The 19,964-nt window shown below is 59.9% G+C and carries 19 protein-coding genes; 13 read left to right on the top strand and 6 right to left on the bottom strand.

Annotated features, from left to right (window positions below; genetic code table 11):
- Nucleotides 1-78 precede the first annotated feature (78 nt).
- From BN1800_RS19280 to BN1800_RS19270, 3 genes are read left to right on the top strand one after another with little or no spacing between them, the layout of a single operon-like run.
- The gene (locus BN1800_RS19280; protein ID WP_087000232.1) at nucleotides 79-1,476 is read left to right on the top strand and encodes a c-type cytochrome; all 1,398 of its coding nucleotides are present in this window, start codon (nucleotides 79-81) and stop codon (nucleotides 1,474-1,476) included.
- Complete coding sequence (locus BN1800_RS19275) at nucleotides 1,473-1,964, top strand: (2Fe-2S)-binding protein (protein ID WP_087000230.1); 492 nt, start codon at nucleotides 1,473-1,475, stop codon at nucleotides 1,962-1,964. The genes BN1800_RS19280 and BN1800_RS19275 overlap by 4 nt, the downstream gene beginning before the upstream one ends.
- On the top strand, nucleotides 1,961-4,204 hold the full coding sequence (locus tag BN1800_RS19270) for a xanthine dehydrogenase family protein molybdopterin-binding subunit (RefSeq protein ID WP_425299045.1): 2,244 nt from the start codon (nucleotides 1,961-1,963) through the stop codon (nucleotides 4,202-4,204). The genes BN1800_RS19275 and BN1800_RS19270 overlap by 4 nt, the downstream gene beginning before the upstream one ends.
- A gap of 342 nt (nucleotides 4,205-4,546) precedes the next feature.
- Here BN1800_RS19270 and BN1800_RS19265 read toward each other — a convergent pair whose 3' ends face one another.
- Nucleotides 4,547-4,789 carry a DUF2934 domain-containing protein gene (locus BN1800_RS19265; protein WP_087000226.1) on the bottom strand — a complete coding sequence of 81 codons (243 nt, stop codon included), beginning with the start codon at nucleotides 4,787-4,789 and terminating at the stop codon, nucleotides 4,547-4,549.
- Nucleotides 4,790-4,807: 18 nt separating this feature from the next.
- Nucleotides 4,808-5,329, bottom strand: a complete 522-nt coding sequence (locus BN1800_RS19260) for a sigma-70 family RNA polymerase sigma factor (protein WP_087000224.1) — start codon at nucleotides 5,327-5,329, stop codon at nucleotides 4,808-4,810.
- Nucleotides 5,330-5,801: 472 nt separating this feature from the next.
- Between BN1800_RS19260 and BN1800_RS19255 the strand changes: the two genes are divergently transcribed.
- From BN1800_RS19255 to BN1800_RS19220, 8 genes are all read left to right on the top strand, one after another.
- Entirely contained in the window at nucleotides 5,802-7,136 is a 1,335-nt protein-coding gene (locus tag BN1800_RS19255) for a PQQ-dependent sugar dehydrogenase (RefSeq protein WP_087000222.1), read from the top strand.
- Between the two features lie 130 nt (nucleotides 7,137-7,266).
- Nucleotides 7,267-8,568, top strand: a complete 1,302-nt coding sequence (locus BN1800_RS19250) for a hemolysin family protein (protein WP_087000220.1) — start codon at nucleotides 7,267-7,269, stop codon at nucleotides 8,566-8,568.
- 114 nt (nucleotides 8,569-8,682) lie between these two features.
- Nucleotides 8,683-9,327, top strand: a complete 645-nt coding sequence (locus BN1800_RS19245) for a lysophospholipid acyltransferase family protein (protein WP_087000289.1) — start codon at nucleotides 8,683-8,685, stop codon at nucleotides 9,325-9,327.
- A complete protein-coding gene (locus BN1800_RS19240) occupies nucleotides 9,324-10,274 on the top strand; it encodes a phosphatidate cytidylyltransferase (RefSeq protein WP_087000218.1) in 951 nt (316 codons plus the stop codon). The genes BN1800_RS19245 and BN1800_RS19240 overlap by 4 nt, the downstream gene beginning before the upstream one ends.
- Nucleotides 10,271-10,660, top strand: coding sequence for a hypothetical protein (locus tag BN1800_RS19235; protein WP_087000216.1), 390 nt, complete (start codon nucleotides 10,271-10,273; stop codon nucleotides 10,658-10,660). The genes BN1800_RS19240 and BN1800_RS19235 overlap by 4 nt, the downstream gene beginning before the upstream one ends.
- Nucleotides 10,660-11,304 (top strand): CDP-alcohol phosphatidyltransferase family protein, encoded by a 645-nt coding sequence (locus tag BN1800_RS19230; RefSeq protein ID WP_087000213.1) that lies wholly within the window; start codon nucleotides 10,660-10,662, stop codon nucleotides 11,302-11,304. The genes BN1800_RS19235 and BN1800_RS19230 overlap by 1 nt, the downstream gene beginning before the upstream one ends.
- A 115-nt stretch (nucleotides 11,305-11,419) precedes the next feature.
- A complete protein-coding gene (locus tag BN1800_RS19225) occupies nucleotides 11,420-12,052 on the top strand; it encodes a LysE family translocator (RefSeq protein WP_087000212.1) in 633 nt (210 codons plus the stop codon).
- A 97-nt stretch (nucleotides 12,053-12,149) separates the two neighbouring features.
- On the top strand, nucleotides 12,150-13,064 hold the full coding sequence (locus BN1800_RS19220) for a DMT family transporter (protein ID WP_087000210.1): 915 nt from the start codon (nucleotides 12,150-12,152) through the stop codon (nucleotides 13,062-13,064).
- A gap of 30 nt (nucleotides 13,065-13,094) precedes the next feature.
- Here the strand turns inward: BN1800_RS19220 and BN1800_RS19215 are convergent, their stop codons facing one another.
- From BN1800_RS19215 to BN1800_RS19200, 4 genes are read right to left on the bottom strand one after another with little or no spacing between them, the layout of a single operon-like run.
- Nucleotides 13,095-14,171 (bottom strand): ABC transporter ATP-binding protein, encoded by a 1,077-nt coding sequence (locus BN1800_RS19215; protein ID WP_087000208.1) that lies wholly within the window; start codon nucleotides 14,169-14,171, stop codon nucleotides 13,095-13,097.
- A gap of 9 nt (nucleotides 14,172-14,180) precedes the next feature.
- Nucleotides 14,181-15,269 carry a carbohydrate ABC transporter permease gene (locus BN1800_RS19210; protein WP_087000206.1) on the bottom strand — a complete coding sequence of 363 codons (1,089 nt, stop codon included), beginning with the start codon at nucleotides 15,267-15,269 and terminating at the stop codon, nucleotides 14,181-14,183.
- Complete coding sequence (locus tag BN1800_RS19205; RefSeq protein ID WP_425299044.1) at nucleotides 15,262-16,260, bottom strand: carbohydrate ABC transporter permease; 999 nt, start codon at nucleotides 16,258-16,260, stop codon at nucleotides 15,262-15,264. The genes BN1800_RS19210 and BN1800_RS19205 overlap by 8 nt, the downstream gene beginning before the upstream one ends.
- Before the next feature lie 26 nt (nucleotides 16,261-16,286).
- Nucleotides 16,287-17,564: an ABC transporter substrate-binding protein gene (locus BN1800_RS19200; RefSeq protein ID WP_244564557.1), complete on the bottom strand. Its 1,278-nt coding sequence runs from the start codon at nucleotides 17,562-17,564 to the stop codon at nucleotides 16,287-16,289.
- Between the two features lie 259 nt (nucleotides 17,565-17,823).
- On the opposite strand from BN1800_RS19200, the gene BN1800_RS19195 reads away from it, so the two are divergent.
- Both BN1800_RS19195 and BN1800_RS19190 read left to right on the top strand, forming a co-directional pair.
- A complete protein-coding gene (locus BN1800_RS19195) occupies nucleotides 17,824-18,834 on the top strand; it encodes a Gfo/Idh/MocA family protein (protein ID WP_087000204.1) in 1,011 nt (336 codons plus the stop codon).
- A gap of 11 nt (nucleotides 18,835-18,845) precedes the next feature.
- Nucleotides 18,846-19,943, top strand: coding sequence for a Gfo/Idh/MocA family protein (locus BN1800_RS19190; protein WP_087000202.1), 1,098 nt, complete (start codon nucleotides 18,846-18,848; stop codon nucleotides 19,941-19,943).
- Nucleotides 19,944-19,964 lie beyond the last annotated feature (21 nt).

The following is a 19,964-nucleotide window of genomic DNA, read 5'->3' as shown; positions in this document are numbered from 1 at the left end:
GCGCGTATTTCGGGAACAAATCCCTGTCCCTCGCGTTTTGTGAAGTTCGGTTTGCACTCCGGGAGGGTCATATCGGCAATGCGAGCCATCAGCCTGCTCTCAACGATCCTTACCCTCTTCATCATTTTCGGTCTCGCATTCTTCTTTCTTGCCTGGCGCCCAGAAATAAAGCCTGGGAACCCGTCGGAGAACGCGCGCTTCGATGACGCGCTGATCGCCAAGGGAGCAAGCCTCGCGGCGGTCGGAAACTGTATCGCCTGTCATACGGTCCCGGGAAAGGAAGCTTTCTCCGGGGGTCTTAAACTCCCGACGCCTTTCGGGAACATCTATTCGACGAACATCACGCCGGATGATGAAACCGGCATCGGGCGCTGGGGTGAAGCTGCCTTCCAGCGCGCCATGCGCGAAGGGGTGGATCGGGAAGGCAATCACCTTTACCCGGCTTTCCCTTATGAACACTTTACCCGCGTCACCGATGAGGACAACAAGGCACTCTATGCCTTCCTGATGACGCGTACGCCGATCAAGGCAACGGCACCGGAAAATGAGTTGCCGTTCCTGCTCCAAGTGCGGCCGATCCTTGCCGGCTGGAAGCTGCTCTTCTTCACCAAGGGAGCTTTCGCGCCCGATCCGCAGAAAAGCGGCGAATGGAACCGCGGTGCCTATCTTGCGGAAGGCCTCGGCCATTGCGGCGCCTGCCATACGCCGCGAAACGCCCTCGGCGCCGAAGATCGCAGCAGACACCTCGGAGGCGGTGAGGCGGAAGGCTGGCAGGCTTATGCAATCAATGCCGAAAGCCCGTCGCCGATCCCGTGGGACAAGGAGTCGCTCGCCTTTTATCTTCGCCACGGCTACCACGCGTTCCACGGTGTTTCGCGTGGTCCGATGGCGGAAGTCACGGGCAATCTCGGTGCGCTTCCCGATAGCGATATTAACGCGATTGCAGTCTATGTCGCCTCGATTATGGGCGAGCCGGCTCCCGAGCGTGTGCAGAAGGCCGAGCAGCTGAAGAAACAGTTCGTCCCGGACCAGGACGGGATGCTTACTGCGTCGATCGATGAGAACCGAGCCTCGGCCGATCTTGTCGCGCATCCGGGTGCCGCTATCTATGGTGCGGCTTGTGCCACCTGTCATGAGTCCGGCCGCGCGGCGCCGTTTGGCGGGTTGAACTTCAATCTCAGCACCGCCGTCAATGCCGCCAACCCGCAGAACATAGTCAATGTCGTGCTTTTCGGCCTGCCGCCTGCCGATGGTCAGACAAGTGCTGTGATGCCCGGCTTTGCTGGCGCATTGAACGACCGGCAGGTCGCCGATCTGCTGGATTTCATGCGCCGGCGCTTCACGAGACGCGACGCCTGGCTCGATCTGCAGCAGCTCGTCAGCCGCACACGTTCCGGCGAATATTTCGTCGCCGTCCGCCCCTCGGAAGGAATTGAGAGAGCGCCGGCCAATGTCGGCGCGAAGGAGGCGAAATGACAACGCTCAACGTCAACGGACAAATCCATGAAGTCGACAGCGAGCCCGACACACCACTGCTTTATGTACTTCGCAACGATCTTGAACTCAACGCCGCGAAATTCGGCTGCGGCCTCGGCCAATGCGGAGCCTGTACCGTCGTGGTTGATGGCCAGGCCGTGCTTTCCTGCGTGACGCCGCTCATCGTCGTCGAAGGCAAGGAAATCTTGACCGTAGAGGGGCTTGGAACCGCCGAAAAACCCGGCCCGCTGCAGGCGGCCTTCATCGAGAAACAAGCGGTGCAATGCGGCTTTTGCATTCCCGGCATGATGATGAGCGCAGCAGCGTTGCTGACGAAGAACACTAAACCGACCGACGAGGAAATCCGGTCGGCGTTACGCACCAATCTCTGTCGCTGCGGCACGCATATGCGCATCCTTGCCGCCATCAGGCGCGCTAGCGAATTGATGGAAGCTTCCGGGCTGGCTGCCGATGGGAGTGCAGGATGATGGATATTCTTACCAAGCATGAAATCACCCGGCGTGGCCTACTTGCCGGCACCGGAGCACTCGTTGTCAGCTTCTCTGCAATCCGCGCGCTGGCGCAGGATAGGCCGGCTGCGGCGCACGAAAAACCCAAGCTGCCGGGCAGCCTGGACGACGACCGTTATCTCGATAGCTGGATAAGGATCGATTCTGACGGCAAGATCACGGTATTCACAGGCAAAGCCGAGCTTGGGCAAGGTATCCGCACGCCGCTGATCCAGGTCGCCGCCGAGGAACTGGAAGTCGAGCCCGGCGACATCACGCTCGTGACAGCCGATACCGGACGCACGCCTGACGAAGGCTTTACGGCCGGCAGCCAGTCGATGCAGAACAGCGGCACCGCAATCCGCAATGCCGCCGCGCAGGTTCGCGAACTGCTGATTGCCGGGGCGGCGCGGCGCTTTAACGTGCCGCCTGAACAGCTCAAGGCGGAAAAGAAAAGCGTTTCGGCTCCGGACGGCAGATCGGTGACCTATGGCGAACTGGTCACGGGCCAGTTCCTGCATCTCGAAGCCCAGCCGCAATCGAAGCTGAAACCGCCGGACGCGCTGAGCATCATCGGCCGCGATGTGCCGCGCATCGACATTCCCGGCAAGGTCACCGGTGCGGTGGCCTATGTGCAGGATTTGCGCCTCGAAGGCATGGTGCACGCGCGCGTTATACGCCCGCCGAGCTACGGCGCGGTGCTGAAAGACATCGATTCCACTGCGGCCGCTGCCATGGCCGGTATCATTTCCGTCATCCGTGACGGCAGTTTCCTTGCCGTCGTGGCGGAGAAAGAATGGCAGGCGGTGAAGGCGATGCGCGCCATCGAAAGGGCGGCCCATTGGGACGAGCCCGCGACGCTTCCTGACCAGACCGATCTGGCCGCCGTTCTCGTCGCCCTGGAAAGGGATGTCGGAACCGTGGCGGAATCCGGCATTCCGAGCTTCCCGGACGGCGCGATCTATGAGGCAACCTTCACGCGCCCTTATCAGATGCACGGTTCGATCGGCCCCTCCTGTGCGGTGGCGCTTCTAAAGGCCGAGGGCAACCTCGATATCTGGTCTCACACCCAGGGCGTTTTCCCCGATCGTACGGCGATCGCGCAAATGCTTGGCCTGCCGGAAGACACGGTGCGGGTCATCCATATGGAAGGCTCCGGCTGCTACGGGCACAATGGCGCGGACGACGCGGCAGCCGACGCAGCACTCATCGCCATGAAAATTCCCGGTCGCCCGGTACGCGTCCAGTGGATGCGCGAGCAGGAACACATGTGGGAACCTTTCGGGCCTGGCATGGTGTCAAAGGTTCGGGCATCGCTTGATGCAAACGGCAGGATCGACAACTGGACCTATGATCTGTGGAGCAATACGCACAGCACGCGCCCCGGCGATGCCGGCGCGCTGCTTGCCGGCCGCACCAAGGAGCGGCCAACGCCTCAAAAGCCGCCGACACTTAGTATCAATCCCAACGGCAGCGGCGATCGGAATGCCGATCCTCTCTACGCGATCCCGAACCGCAGGGTGCTTTGGCATTTCATTCCTGACATGCCGCTCCGGGTTTCGGCGCTGCGCGGCTTGGGTGCCTATGCCAATGTCTTCTCGATCGAAAGCACCATGGACGAACTGGCGATCGCCGCCAGGGCCGATCCTGTCGAATTCCGCCTGCGTCACCTGGAAGATGATCGCGCCAGCGATGTCGTGAAGCTCGCGGCGGAGAAATTCGGCTGGGGAAGGGGCGAAGTGCCGCAGGGCCATGGCCGCGGCTTTGCTTTCGCCCGCTACAAGAACCATGCCGCCTATCTGGCGGTCGCCATGGAAGCCAAGGTCGAGCGCGAAACCGGGCGCGTGCAGGTGCTGCGCGCCGTCGCCGCCATCGACAGCGGCCAGGCCGTCAATCCTGACGGCATTCGCAACCAGACTGAGGGCGGCATCTTGCAATCGATCAGTTGGACGCTTTACGAAGCCGTCACCTTCGATCGCACGCGCATTACCAGCACCGATTGGTCGAGCTATCCGATGCTGCGCTTTGCAAGCGTTCCAGAAAGTGTCGAAGTGCATATTATCGACCGGCCCGGTCAGCCTTTCCTCGGTACAGGCGAGGCGGCGCAAGGACCGGCTTGTGCGGCAGTCGCCAACGCGATCCGCAACGCGACCGGGAAGCGGCTGGTCGATCTGCCGCTGTCGCGCAAGAGGGTGAAGGAAGCGATCGGTCTCGGCTGAACCTGTTAGTCGGCTCATAAACCGCGAATGGAAGGGAGAAGGGCTCCGGGCGACAGCTGCAACAACCTGCATCCAGCGGCGCTGAACTTCGGCAATCGCCTTGCCCTACGGGCAAAGGAGCATGAATGCAGGTTGCGCCAGGGGGTGAAGATTTCGGCTGCACAGATATCTCCGGAGTGATCTTCACGATAGCCAAATCTCAAGCTGGAACAAAAAACTAACGCCGCCGCGCCTCCTGCATGCAGAGCCCCTTAAAGGCCCTGTTCCCGTGCCAGCGCGCGGTCGTGACTTGCCCGATTTTGCTGCCTCTGCGGCGCCTCAGCCGTCCCTGTCGCTGAATCCTCAGCCCCTCATGGCGGCGGAACCCGGCTCAGCGCGTCGCGGCGATATCGTGGTTGCAGGCTTTGGCCGGAACCGCACCAAGACCTCCTGCCCATCCGCCGAGGCGCGTGTCCGCTCCAGTTCATCGTACTCGCGGGTGGCTTGCGCCCAGTGCTCGACGTTGCGGCCATGTTCACGGCCGCATCCCTCCCAGAGTGCATAAGCCCGTTTGGCGATCCATTCGTCTCTGTTTTGGTGGTTCATCGCATCGTCCCTTTTATTTTAGTGCATCGAAGCCGCCTCGGAAGATTGCGTCTCGCCGAGCATTTCCAGAAGATGGTTGCGGGCGCGGTTCACCCGGCTCTTGATGGTGCCCACCTCGCAGTCGCAGATCGCAGCCGCTTCCTCGTAACTTGTGCCGCTCGCCACGAGCATCAATGCATCGCGATGAGATGCGCCGAGTTTGTCGATCGCCGCCTGCACGTCACGGGCTCTCAGCGACCAGTCCTGCGTCGATTTGACCGGCACCTGGCATTCGGTGAGGTCGCCGATGCAGCCGACCGGTTCGCGCTTGCGGCGTTTGTAGCTGCTACAATAAGTGTTGCGCATGATGGTGAAGAGCCAGGATTTCAGGCTCGTACCGTCCTGGAACTGCTCGATATGGCAAAGCGCCTTCGAAACCGTCTCCTGAACGAGATCCTCAGCGTCGTTTTCGACGCGCTCGAAACGCCGCGCAAAGGCTCTAAGCGCCGGAAGAAGCGAGATAATTTCTGACTGCGCGCTGCAATTTGAAACGTCCGGCATGGCATCCTCCTTCTATGGAGGACTTAATGTCCTCGCGCTCCGTGTGTTCCCGATAAAATTCGTGAGCACCTGCACATTTGATGTCGTCAAGCCGCTGTTGCGCTTTTCTACGAGCTTGTCGGATCGAGCCCGCCGGCAGCCTCAACGCACCGGCCGCGCCGTTTTCATCGACACCGGCGATGTCCATCATACGGATAGCTCACCGCCTCCTACTCGGTCACCTCTGCCGACAACCGCCTCCGGCACGTGCACCCGCTGGTCCCTCGACATCGTAGGTTCTTGCCGCCGGAATTACCGTCCTTTTGGTCGATGGAGGCTGGGCTCAGCTGTAGAGCTGCATTTGCCCGACGTGTCGTCCAGCTGTTGGCATCGTGAGCATTGTGACGTTGCTCCCAAGTTGGAACATTTCTCGGGAACGTTGAAACCTATAGCGTGCCAAGGCGTTAGCACCCGACTTGCATGGAGGTCTTCCATGAAGAAGATCATCGCTGCCGTCCTTCTTCTCATCCTTGTCGCGGGCGGGTGGATATTCGCTTTTGAGCGTGAATCCGCAACCGTCCCGATCGAGCAAGGTTACGGTGTCTCACCCGCGCTGCCCGCGCCGAACCCGACATTGATCCCGACGGTCAATGTCGCGGAGGCAGCAGGCTGGCCAGATGGCGCCACGCCAATAGCCGCGGATGGGCTGAAGGTTCAGGCCTTCGCCAAGGACCTAGACCACCCGCGCTGGATCCATGTCCTGCCGAACGGCGATGTCCTGATTGCCGAAAGCAACAGGCCGCCAAATATCGATAAGACCGGTTTCAGCCCCCGTGATTGGGTAGAGGGGCTGATGATGAGCAAAGCGGGAGCGGAGATGCCGAGTGCAAACCGCATTACCCTACTTCGCGATGCCGATAGCGATGGTGTAGCCGAGATGCGAGCGGCTTTCCTGAAGAGTCTCAACTCACCCTTCGGCATGGCGTATTCCAACGGCATCCTTTACGTTGCCAATACCGATGCGGTCATGGCTTTTCCCTATAAGGATGGTGAAACGGAAATCACCACCCCAGGCGAGAAGATCGCCGATCTGCCAGCAGGTCCGATCAATCATCACTGGACCAAGGATCTCATCGCCAGTCCCGATGGCACCAAGCTCTATGCCACCGTTGGCTCCAACAGCAATGTCGGAGAAAACGGCATGGAAGCCGAAAAGAACCGTGCCGCGATCCTCGAAATCGATCTTGCCTCAAAGGCCGTTCGCGTCTTCGCAGGCGGCTTGCGCAATCCGAATGGTCTTGCCTGGCAGCCGCGGACCGGCGCGCTGTGGGTTGCGGTCAACGAACGCGATGAGCTCGGCAGCGATCTCGTGCCCGACTACATGACCGCAGTGAAAGATGGCGGTTTCTACGGCTGGCCCTACAGCTATTTCGGCCAGCATGTCGATAGCCGGGTTAAGCCGCAGAATCCCGATCTCGTCGCCAAAGCGATCGTCCCGGACTACGCCCTTGGTCCGCATACCGCCTCACTCGGTCTCACCTTCAATACGAGCAATCTGTTTGGCCCGGATTATGTCGGCGGCGCCTTCGTCGGCCAACATGGCTCCTGGAACCGCAAGCCCCGCAGCGGCTACAAAGTGATTTTCGTGCCTTTCGCCGACGGCAAGCCATCTGGGCCGCCGCGAGATATCCTGACGGGTTTCGTCGGTCCTGACGACAAAGCCTTTGGCCGCCCTGTCGGCGTTGCAATCGATATTAAGGGCGCGCTGCTCGTTGCCGACGACGTCGGCAACACCATATGGCGGGTCTCACCGGCTTCGGCACAGTGATAAGACCAATCCGCGCGAACACATGGAAGCGTCAAAACAAAAATAGCCGACGCAAAGGGTGCAGCCCTGCTTTCATTGTCGGCGCTTTACCCCTATTTTGAGGCATTGCTGTCAATATCATAGGCTTCTTTTGTTTCTGGAAATCACAATCGTTGTGCTGCTCACGATCTTGAACGGTGTGCTCGCAATGTCCGAACTTGCCGTCGTTTCCTCGCGTCCCGCGCGTCTCAGGGTGCTAGCCGATCAGGGAAGCCGAGGGGCAGCCCAAGCTATCAAACTCGCCGAACATCCCGGACGCTTTCTCTCAACCGTTCAGATCGGGATTACACTTGTCGGCGTTCTCTCGGGTGCCTTTTCGGGCGCCACGCTTGGCGGCCGTCTCTCTGCCTGGTTGGGCGCACAGGGCGTTTCCCCTGCCGTCTCCGATGCGCTTGGCGTCGGCACGGTGGTCGTTGCCATCACCTATCTTTCGCTCATTGTCGGCGAACTGGTGCCGAAGCAGATTGCCCTGCGCGAACCGGAATCGGTCGCCAGCAAGGTGGCCCCGGCCATGGCTGTACTTTCCAAGATTGCTTTGCCGCTCGTCTGGCTTCTCGATGCCTCCGGTAAGCTTGTGCTTTCGTTACTTGGGCAATCCGGAAAAGGCAGTGATGGCGTGACAGACGCGGAAATCAAGACCGTGCTCGCCGAGGCGCAGAGTGCCGGCGTGATCGAGAGCCAGGAATCGGCAATGATCTCCGGCGTCATGCGCCTTGCGGACCGCACGGCGAGAGCCTTGATGACCCCGCGCCGCGACGTCGAAGTCATCGATATCGAAGACAGCCTTGAGGAAACGCGAAAGCAATTGCACCAGACGCGCCGCTCGCGCTTGCCCGTGCGCCGCAACAGCTCCGACGAGGTGCTCGGCGTACTCTTCGTGAAAGACTTCTATGATGCGCTGCACACGCATGGTCATGCCGATATCCAGTCCCTTGCCCATGACGTCCCGGTGATCTCGGATCTTTCGACGGCAACGCATGTCATCCAAGCAATCCGTAAATCGCCGGTCCACATGGTTCTCGTCTATGACGAATACGGCCATTTCGAGGGTATCGTTTCGTCCGGCGACATCATGGAAGCGATCATGGGCGCGCTGCAGGAAGGACCCGCTGATGAGCAGGCAATCGTTCGCCGCGCCGACGGTTCCTATCTTGTTTCTGGCTGGACGCCGATCGACGAGTTCGCGGAATTCATGAGCTTCAAGCTGGAGGATAACATTGAATTCCAGACCGTCGCCGGCCTTGTGCTGGAAGAGTTGAAACACCTGCCGGACCTTGGCGAAAGCTTCGTGAAGGATGGCTGGCGCTTCGAGATCATCGATCTTGACGGCCGCCGCGTCGACAAGATCCTCGTTTCGCGGGAGCTTTCCCAAGGTGAAGAGCGCACGGCATAGTCCGCCCGCCGCATGTGGAAATCTTTACCCGGCTCTTCGAACATCTTCCGGTTTGGCAAAAACGCAGCTACGCTCGTGTTCCCTGAATGTGGGAATACGAGCCTGATGAGGCAGATGCAAAGACTGATCGCAAAGCCAGTCGCGATCACTATCGTCCTGTTTGCCCGCGCAATCACGGCGGTGCGTGCGATCTGGGCGGGCGAAGGTCTGCCACCGCGGCGCTGCATCTATTTTGCCAACCATTCGAGCCATGGCGATTTCATTCTGATCTGGGCGGTCTTGCCGCCGCGCCTGCGCAGGCACGCAAGGCCTGTGGCCGGGGCCGACTACTGGTTGAAATCGCCGCTCACCACTTTCATTGGCCGCGAAGTCTTCAATGCCGTGCTGATCGAGCGTGACCGTGAAAAGCGCACGCAGGACCCGATCGAGCAGATGGTTGCCGCAATCGATGCCGGCTCGTCGCTGATCCTGTTTCCAGAAGGCACACGCAACCAGACCGACGAGCCGCTTCTGCCCTTCAGGAGCGGCATCTTCCACCTCGCCTCGGCGCGCGCCGGCATCGATCTCGTGCCCGTCTGGATCAACAATCTCAACCGCGTGATGCCGAAAGGCGAGATCGTGCCAATCCCTCTGATCTGCACCGTCACCTTCGGCAATCCGATACGGCTTGAACCCGGCGAAACCAAGGATGGCTTCCTGGGAAGGGCAAGGGCAGCCTTGATTTCCCTTTCTCCGAAACATTCAGGCGGCAGCGAATGAACGACGCGCGCTCCGATCTCATCACGCTGGTGCTCGGCATTTTCGCCGTGCTGATCTTTGCCTCGCTGGTCGGCTATGTCCTGCATCGGCGTCTCTCGCCGGACGGCTCGAACAGTGCCGTCGAGAACCTGAATGCCCGCATCAAGGCCTGGTGGATCATGGTGATCTTCATCGGCATCGCCTTTCTGGCGGGCCGCGCGGGCGTCATCGTTCTTTTCGCCTTCTGCTCTTTTGCAGCGCTTCGAGAATTCATCACGCTGACGAACACCAAGCGGGCCGATCACTGGGCGCTTGCCTCGGCGTTCTTCGTGGTTCTACCCATTCAATATTATCTTCTGTGGGCGGAAGAATACGGGATCTATTCGATCTTCGTACCGGTTTATGCGTTCCTGCTGATGCCGATCATTTCCGTGCTTCGGGGAGACACCGAACGCTTCCTCATTCGCATTGCCGAGGTTCAGTGGGCTTTGATGATCTGCGTCTTCTGCGCGTCGCACGTGCCGGCGCTGCTGACGCTGAATATTCCCGGCTACGAGGGCCGCAACGTTCTTTTGATCGCATTTCTGGTCATCGTCGTGCAGCTTAGCGACGTCTTGCAGTATGTCTGGGGCAAACTTTTCGGGCGAACGAGAATCGCCCCGAAACTCTCGCCGTCGAAAACCGTTGAGGGCTTTGCAGGCGGCGTCGCCAGTGCAACGCTGATCGGGGCGTCGCTCTGGTGGATCACACCGTTTACGCCATTGCAGGCAGGCGTGCTTTCGCTGGTCATCACTCTAATGGGTTTCTTCGGCGGCCTGGTGATGTCGGCTATCAAGCGTGACCGGGGTGTCAAGGATTGGGGCAATCTCATCGAGGGTCATGGCGGCCTAATCGACAGGCTCGATTCCGTGGTCTTTTCGGCACCAATCTTCTTTCACCTCGTCCGCTACTGGTGGTCGCTGACATGAGTGGCTGGATCGGACGGCTTGGGCGCAGCAGCGCCGTGCATGTATCGTTCGCCTTTCTCGCGATGGGCAGCTGGGCACTCTTCGCCAATAGCGCTCATCCGCTGCCGCGCATGCTGCTTGCCGGGTTTGTTCAGGGTGCGCTTTCTGCCTGCCTCACCTTATTCTTGAAATCGGCGGTCGAAAGCCTTTCGAAGCGCTTCTCAGGTTCTGCTGCATTCATTGCCGCGCCTCTGATCGCCTGCCTCGGCTCGGCAAGCATTCTCATTGTCATCCATACACTCAGCGGAACACCCGAAATATTAAGAACCGTTGCGGTGCCGCTTGCCGTCTCCACCAGCTATGCAGCGATTTACAACTATTCCATTGCGATCGCGAAAGGTAAGTGATGACCGACACTGAAGACCGCCGGCCACTGAACAGCCGGAACAGCTGGTGGGCAAAGGCGATCGCGCAGAAGATCGCGGCAAGATCCGTCACGCCGAACCAGATTTCGCAGGCAAGCATCGCTGCCGCTGCGATCGCCGGTCTCCTGTTCTTTCTTGCCGGACGCGACGCCGGCTACTCGCGCATGGGCCTTCTCGCTTTTGCAGCGCTCTCTTGCCAGGCGAGACTGCTCTGCAATCTCTTTGACGGCATGGTGGCGGTCGAAGGGGGCAAGGCGGAAGCGGACGGTCCCTTCTGGAATGAATTTCCAGATCGCGCCGCCGACATGCTGATCTTTGCCGGCATCGGGCTCGGCATCGGCTATCCCGGCCTTGGCTGGGCGGCTGCAGCCTTCGCCGTGTTGACGGCCTATGTCCGCGAGCTTGGGCGGGCGACGGGTCATGGCAGCGATTTCTCCGGCCCCATGGCGAAGCAGCACCGCATGGCGGTCGTCACTGTGGCTGCTGTTGTCTCGATCTGCGAGCATTACTGGGGTCTGCAAAACCATGTCCTTTGGCTTGCGCTTTGGGTCGTCCTTGTCGGTGCCGCCGCGACCGCGGGCCGGCGCAGCTTGCGCCTGATCCGGTCCATGAAACACCCGCTCTGACAGGGCTCCGGGCGGCGGGCGATAGCCACCGCTCAAAATTGTCATCCTCACAATTCCACTCTTGCGGCGTGTCAGGGGATTCTTCATCAGTAGGCGATCGAGCCGGAGATCCGCCATGCCCGAACTTCCAGGTCTGATTGCCTTTGCCCTGATCGCGCTCGGCATGGTGCTGACGCCCGGCCCGAACATGATCTATCTCGTATCGCGCTCGATCTGCCAGGGACCGGCCGCCGGATTGATCTCGCTTGGCGGCGTGGCACTCGGTTTCGTCGTCTACATGCTGTCGGCAGCGCTCGGCATCACGGCATTGGTCTTCGCCGTGCCGCTCGCTTATGATGCGCTTCGGCTGGCAGGCGCCGCCTATCTTGCCTGGCTTGCCTGGAATGCATTAAAGCCCGGCGGCCGCTCGACCTTTCAGGTTCGCGACCTGCCGCGCGATACCAATCTCAAGCTCTTCACCATGGGCTTCGTCACCAGTTTGCTCAATCCGAAGATCGCCATCCTTTATCTCTCGCTGCTGCCGCAATTCGTAAACCCGCAGGCCGGAAGCGTCTTTCTGCAATCGATCGTTTTCGGTTTTACGCAAATCGCAATCAGCGTCAGCGTCAACGCACTGATCGCCATTTCTGCCGGGTCCATTGCGCTCTTTCTCGGCGAGCGGCCGGTCTGGCTGCGGGCGCAGCGCATGCTAATGGCAACTGTGCTTGGAGGACTTGCTGTTCGCATGGCGCTAGAATCGCGCCGCTGACAACCTGCAAAGCCTCATCCTGAGCTTGACATCGGTGTTGGTAAAGCAGAAGCCGCACACGGCCCCTTGTCCGGCGGCTGTTGCAAGGAATGTCAGGATGAAGCTCAACGCAGTTGCCGTCAGTTCGAACGTGATCCTGACGGGCGTCTTGTTGATGCTGCTCGGCGATTTCCTCTTTGCGGTCAACGACGCGATGGGCAAATGGCTGGTTGCGAGTTTCACCGTCGGCCAGGTGCTGGTGATCCGCTCGGTCGGTGCTTTCATCGTGCTCGGTCCGATGATCATCCGGCAAGGCACGCGGCAGCTCTTCGTCGTCGAGCAGAGGAGGCTGCAGGTGATGCGCGTCGCAATGACGACCTGCGACGTCAGCCTGTTTTATGCCGCGGTTTCCTATCTGCCGCTTGCCGACGTCATGACCTTCTACATGGCAGGTCCGATCTATGTCGCCGCGCTTTCCCACTTCTTCCTCGGCGAGAGGATCGGCTGGCGCCGGTGGCTTGCGGTTTTCGTCGGCTTTGCCGGTGTCGTCGTTGCGCTCCGGCCATCGTCTGCAATGTTGTCCCTTCCGTCTCTTTTTGGTTTGACGGGTAGTTTCGCCTTCGCGCTAACGCTGGTGATGAACCGTTATCTGCGCTCGACAAGCGACACCACGCTGGTCACCTGGCAGACGATCGCCGCTCTTATCGCCGGGATCTTTCTCAGTATCGGCCAGTGGCGTCAGGCAACACTTCTCGATTATTCCGGCATGCTTCTTCTCGGCGTCGTCGCGTCCTGCGCCCATCTGCTGATCACCCGCTCGCTGAAGCTTGCGCCCGCCTCGCTGCTGGCGCCGCTGCAATACACCCTGCTGTTATGGGCGATCGTGCTTGGCATGATCTTTTTCGATGATGTGCCTGACATGCAGATTCTGGTCGGTGCGGCGATCATCGTCGTTGCAGGGCTTTTCATCTTCCACCGGAAGAACCTCAGGGACACGATCACGCCGGACGCCGTTCCACCGGACGGACATTAAGCGTTCAGTCGGAGGATTGTCCCGGCGGGATCAATCCGTTGTGATCCGCACGCCTTTTTCATCGAACAGATGCCAATGGCCGGAACGGGGCGCAATGTTCAGGACATCGCCGCGCGTGACCCGGCTCTGGCCTTGCTGGTGGACCAGGATAGGCTCGCCGCTCGGAAGGGTGCAATGCAGGTAGCTGTTGGCGCCGTGCTGTTCGGCAACGGCGACCTCGGCGGGCCAGCCGCTTTCGCCGGCAAGGAAATCTTCGGGCCGCACACCGAGCGTCGCTTTCTGTCCGGCCACAAGCTCGGCTCCCGACCCAAGTTCCAGCGGCGGCAGGCTGGCGCTCTCGAAGCCGAGCCTCCCATTGGTCGAAGCGCCGATTGCGCCTTCGATGAGGTTCATGCGCGGCGAGCCGATGAAGCCTGCGACGAAGGTGTTGCGCGGGCGATTATAAAGATCAAGCGGCGCGCCGACCTGCTCGATCACCCCCTTGCGCAGGACAACGATCTTGTCGGCCATCGTCATCGCCTCGATCTGGTCATGCGTCACATAGATCATCGTATTGCCGAGCCGCTCATGCAGCTTGGTGATCTCGACGCGCATTAGCACCCGCAATTCCGCATCGAGGTTGGAAAGTGGCTCGTCGAAGAGGAATATCTTCGGGTCGCGGGTGATGGCGCGGCCAATTGCGACGCGCTGACGCTGACCGCCGGACAGCTGGCGGGGGCGTCGCTCGAGCAGCGTGTCGATCTGCAAAAGCTTGCCGGCTGATTCAACCCGCCGAACGATCTCGTCCTTCGGCATCCGGATATTCTCAAGACCGAAGCTCAGGTTCTGGCGAACCGTCATGTGCGGGTAAAGCGCATAGGACTGGAAAACCATGGCGACACCGCGATCGGCGGCCGGCGTGTCGATGACGCTTTCGCCATCGATGCGGATGTCGCCGCCTGTTGCCTCTTCGAGCCCTGCGATCATTCTGAGCAGCGTCGACTTCCCGCAGCCGGACGGGCCGACGAAGACGACAAACTCGCCATCCTTGATATCGAGATTGATATCGGGGATCACCTGCAGAGGGCCGAAGGATTTGTTGACATTTTCAAGGACGAGGTTGGCCATGAACGAAACTCACTTGATACCCGTGGATGCGACGCCGACGGTGATGTAGCGCTGCAGGAAAATGAAGGCGCAGGCAAGCGGCAGCGCCGTCAAGGTCGTCATGGCGAGCAGCAGATCGTAGCGGATCTCGAACTCGCTCTGGAAAGAGTTGAGCGCCAGCTGCAGCGTATAAACCTCGCGGCGATTGAGAACGATCAATGGCAGCAGGAAATCGTTCCAGCGCGACAGGATCGAAAAGATCGCGACAACGGCAAGCGCCGGGCTGGAAAGCGGCAGGACGATCCTCCAGAAGATGCGCCACTCGCTCGCATGATCCATGCGTGCAGCCTCGATCAGCTCGTCGGGAATCGTCAGCATGTACTGGCGCAGCAAAAAGACGCCGGTCGGCGTCGCGACGGTCGGCAAAATGACGCCCCAAAGATTTCCGACAAGTCCAAGCTCGGCAACGATGAGATAGGTCGGCACGAGAACCACGGTCGCAGGGATCATCAGCGTCGACAGGATCGAGATCAAGGCGACGCTGCTGCCTGCAAAGCGGTATTTCGAAAGCGCAAACGCGGCCATGGAATTCATCACCAGCGTAATGATGGTCGCGACAGTGGTGATAAAAAGGCTGTTATAGACATAGCGGCCCATCGCCTGGCCGGAGCTTGCGACCAGGTTGGTGTAGTTCTCGGTCGCAAGCCGCACCTTGCGCACGGCGACCGCGTCGGTCACGGCGACGGTGACGCGGCCGGCGCCGGGATTTTCCGGATCGATCATCTGCGCATTCCTGCCGACACGGCGGATTTGCGCAAGCCTAGCTTTCGTGCCGTCCTTTAAGGTTACATCGAAGAGCGGCAGCGGCTGGTCGAAACCGCCAACCATGGCTGTTTCGCTGGAATAGGGCAGAATGCTCGGCGGGAATTCCTGCAGATTGGCTTGCGTCTTGAAAGAAGACAGAACGACCCAGGCAACCGGCGTGAACATGATCAGCAGGCCAAGAACGAGGAAGCCATAGGTCAGCCAATCGGAAACGTCGAGCCTGTTGCGGCCGCGCCGGGCAGAGAGGAGACCGCGCATGGAAGTTCCGGATTTGGACAAGGCGACGTCAGCCATTTTGCGAATTCCTCGATAATCGGAGCTGCAGGCCGGTGAAGATCAAGAGCACCACGCCGAGCAGCAGGGAGGCTGCGGCCGCAAGACCGAAATTGCGAGGCTGCACGGCGAAACCGACTTCGTAGATATATTGGACGATCAGCATCGTCGCAGATCCGGGACCGCCGCCTGTCAACACGTAGAGTTCGTCGAAGGTCTGGACCGAGCGAATGACGCAGAGAACGAAAACGACGAGCAGGACCGGCTTTAGAAGCGGTAGCGTGATGCGTGTGAAGACACGCCAGTTCGTAGCAGAATCCATCTTGGCGGCCTCGTAGACATCGCGCGGGATCGACTGCAGGCCGGCAAGCAGGATAATCGTATAGAAGCCCATATGCGCCCAGACAGTGACGAAGACCGACCAGAAGAAGGCCGTATTTGGAAACACCAGCCAGTTGACGGGCGAAACGCCGAGCCAGGTCAGAACGCCGTTCAGCGCGCCGTTGCGCTGCAGGATCCACTGCCAGGTCAGGGCCACGACGACAGGTGAGAGCATGACCGGAAAGAAGAAGATGGCGCGGAAGAAGCCGCGGCCGCGGATCTCGCGGTTGAGGCAGACAGCCGCAAGCAGCGCGATGCCGATCATGAAGGTGACCTGGACGGGAACGAAGACCAGGCTGTTGCCGAGCGCCCGCCAGAACAGATCACTCGAGCAGGTGGATGCATCGAGATAGTTGGTGCAGTCGAAGAGCGTTTCGTAATTGACCACGCCGACGAAGGGCCGCTCGCTCGGATAGAGCCGGTCGCTGCCGGTCACCGAATAGAAGACGTTGATTGCGACCGGAAGGAGAGAGAAGAGCATGACGGCGAGGAGGTTCGGCAAAAGAAAGACCCAGGGCATACGCTTGATGCCGAGGATTTTCTGCAGTCCCGCCATCAAAGGCTCCGCGAGCCTTGCCGGCAGCAGGATGATGCCGCCGGAAATTGCTGCAAGTCGAGCCCTTGTGCCCATGGCGCTCTCCTTCCGGATCCGTCTGTCTATTGGCCAGCCGCCTTGATGGCGAGTTCGACGTCTTGCCTGACACGATCAAGTGCTGCATCGACCTCCAGTTCGCTGTTCAGGACCTGGCTGATGCGCGTCGTCAGTGCGTTCATCATGGCACGCTGATAACGCCAGCCCTGGAAGCGGTATGCTGCCGGCGCCATTTTTGGGATCTGGGCGATGTAGGTCGAAAGCGATTCCTGCGTTCGCTGCGAAGCACCCGGATATTGCACGCCGCCCTCGATCAGTGATTTAGATGCCGGGATTTCGACGGCTGCCGAGACGATTTCCGCGTTGTTCTTGGACTGGGCGATATAGTCGATCAGCTTGCCCACGGCTTCTGGCTGTTTGGTGTGCTTGAAGCCGACGAGCGCCCCACCGCCGGGCATGACCGTGCAGGATGAAGGCCCGCAGGGCGCAGGTGCCACTTCCCAGTCGAAGAGGTCGCCGACCTCCTTGTCCATCTGGCTCAGGGTCCAGGAGCCGCCGAAATAAAGCACGGTCTTGGCATTCAGGAAGTCTGTGAAGAGTTCGCGATGCGTCGCACCGCCGACCGCTCCCCAGAGATCCATCGGCATTGTCCCGTCCTTGTGCCAGGCGACGAACTGTTCAACGGCATCTTTCAGGCCCTTGTCGATAACAGGTTTGCCCTGGTCATCGACCAGTTCTGCACCGTAACTGATGGCAAGGCTCGCAAAGCGATGGCCGGAACGGTCCATCTCCATGGCGAATTCGGTATTGGTGTCCTTGGCCACGTTTCGCGCGGCTTCCGCCCATTCAGCCCAGGTAGCGCCTTCCTTGGGAACCGGAACGCCGGCCTGCTCGAATAGGGTGAGATTGACATAGGCGCCATTGACGGTGAGCGTCGTCGGCATGCCGTTGATCGCCTTGCTCGTCGGATCGGAGCCGCGAAGCCACTGCAGCGTCTGGCTGTATTCCTTCTCGAAATTCGCCGCGTTCACATAGGGTGTCAGGTCGAGATAGTAGCGGCTCAAACCACCGAGGTCGGTTATGATAGCAGCATCCGGACCCTCGCCGGATTCGAGCTGTACCGGCAGGCTTTCGACAAGCGATTGGTAGGGAACGGTCTCCAGCTTGACCTTGACGCCCGGATTTTCGGATTCGTATCGTTTGACGACAGGATCCATCGTCAGGCAGCCGAAGCCGATATCGTCACAATAAACGGTGATTTCCTGCGCCTGGACAATACCCATCGGCGCCGTGGCCGTAAGTAGCGTTGACGCCGCCCATAAGCCAATGCGGGTGAGTTTCATATTCAGCTCCTCCAGCGATCGCAGCCGGGCCTCCCGCCCGGGTGGCGATCTGCGATAACATGTCTGGTCTTACCAGTTTGTCAACCGCTAGACTGAAAGATTTTCGGCCTGCTGGAATCCGGCAGAACTGGTGCATTTTGTCGCGATTTCGTCACAAAAACGTCCTTGACAGGCTCGAGCTTTGAGTATCTGGTTTGACCAATTACAAGGAGATGAGGGCCGCTGCTCCCGCGGCTTTTTGCAGGAGGAAGACATTAAAATGCTGAGATTTGCCGTTGTCGGGATCGACCATGGGCACACGTTCGATCATGTTAAGGGATTGCTCGCGGCGGGAGGAGAATTTGCCGGCTATTGCCCGAAGACCTCCGTTCCGGCGCTGCTCGAAAATTTCAAGAAGACTTATCCGGAGACACCGCAAATCGATCGCGAGGTGATTTTCGCCGATCCGTCCATCGACGTCATTTGCATCTCCGCCATTCCGCGCGATCGCGCCGGTCTTGCGATCCGCGCGATGAGAGCCGGCAAGGACGCAATGACGGACAAGCCGGGCGTCACGACGTTCGAGCAGTTGGAGGAGGTCAAGAAGACGGTAGCCGAAACGGGCAAGATCTTCTCGATCTGCTTTTCGGAACGTCATTGCGTTCGCTCGGCGGTCAAAGCGGCCAAACTCGTCAAGGAAGGTGCGATCGGCAAGGTCATCCAGACGCTTGGCATGGGGCCGCACCGGCTGCAGCTGCCGACGCGGCCGGACTGGTTTTTCGATCCCGAAGCCTTCGGCGGCATTATCGTCGACATCGCCTCGCATCAGGTCGACCAGTTTCTCTTCTATACCGGCTCGACAAGCGGTGAGGTGATCGCAAGCTCAATCGGCAATTTCGGCATGCCGGAGAAACCGGCCTTCCAGGATTTCGGCGAAGTGCTGCTCCGCTCCGAAAAGGCCTCCGGTTATGTCCGCGTCGACTGGTTTACGCCCGAGGCGCTGCCGACATGGGGCGACGGCCGCCTGACCATTCTCGGCACTGAGGGTTACATCGAGCTTCGCAAATACATCGACATTTCCGGCCGCCCCGGCAAGGACCACCTGTTCCTCGTGAACGGCAAGGAAAACAGCTACATCGACTGCAGCAGCGAGAAGCTCGACTATTTTGAAGCATTCACTGCGGACGTGCGCGACCGCACGGAAACGGCGATGACGCAGGCGCATGTCTACGAGGTCTGCCGCCTATCGCTCGAAGCGCAGACCAAGGCCGTCCGGCTCGGCGGACGATAGGAGGAGATATCATGACGAAGAAATTGCGCGTCGGCCTGATCGGCGCCGGCATCGCTTCCCGCCATCTCATCGGCTACGACTGGAACAAGGATCTCTTCGACGTGCCGGTGCTTTGCTCGCTGGACCAGGATCGCGGCCGCGAACTTTGCACGACGCACGGCATTGCGGAATATACGCAGAACGTTGACGAACTCTTTGCGCGGAACGATCTCGACATCATCGATATTTCGACGCCGCCGGACTCCCACTTTGAGCTCTGCAAGAAGGGTATCGAATCCGGAAAACACGTGATCTGCGAAAAGCCGCTCTTCGGCTCAATCGCCGACGTCGACGAGATGAGCCGCATCGTTGCGCGTTCCGGCGGCAAGAAACTTATGCCGATCTTCCAGTATCGCTACGGCTCTGGTCTTCAGAAGCTGAAGATGCTGATCGAACTTGGACTGACCGGGCGTCCCTTCATGACGACGATCGAGACCCATTGGTGGCGCGGGCCTGCCTATTACGAAGTCCCGTGGCGCGGAAAGTGGAAGAGCGAACTCGGCGGCGGCCTGCTTGGCCACGCGATCCATGCGCACGACATGCTGAACTACGTGCACGGCGCCTGCGCCGAAGTCTTTGCCTTTGGCGCGACGCTGGTAAACAAGATCGAAGTCGAAGATACGATGGCGCTTGCGGTCAAGATGCAGAACGGCTCGCTGGCGGCCCTTTCCATGACGCTCGGCTCGCGCAAGGAAATCTCGCGCCTGCGCTTCTGCTTCCATGATCTCGTCGCCGAAAGCATTCTCGAACCTTATACGATGGGTCGCGATCCGTGGACCTTCGTTGCGGGAACCGAAGAACATCAGAAACGCGTTGACGAAGCGCTCGCAGGCTATCACGTGAAGGAAGACGGCTATACCCGCCAATTCGAGCTCTTCCATCAGGCGATCATGGAGGACAAGGAGCCACCGGTGACGCTGCAGGACGCGCGTAATTCGCTGGAACTGGTGACGGCAGCCTATCATTCGCAGCGCACCGGCACGCCGACGCCGCTGCCGATCACCGCCGAACATCCGCTTTACCACTCGTGGCTTCCGGACGAAGAGCGGCGTATGGCAGCCAGCGCCTGAGCGCCAACAGAAATGCGCCAC

Origin of the sequence: Rhizobium sullae (genome assembly GCF_900169785.1) — a bacterium.
GTDB classification, from domain to species: Bacteria; Pseudomonadota; Alphaproteobacteria; order Rhizobiales; family Rhizobiaceae; genus Rhizobium; species Rhizobium sullae.
Note: the sequence above shows the minus strand (reverse complement) of the source record. Positions and strands in the feature narration are given on the sequence as shown.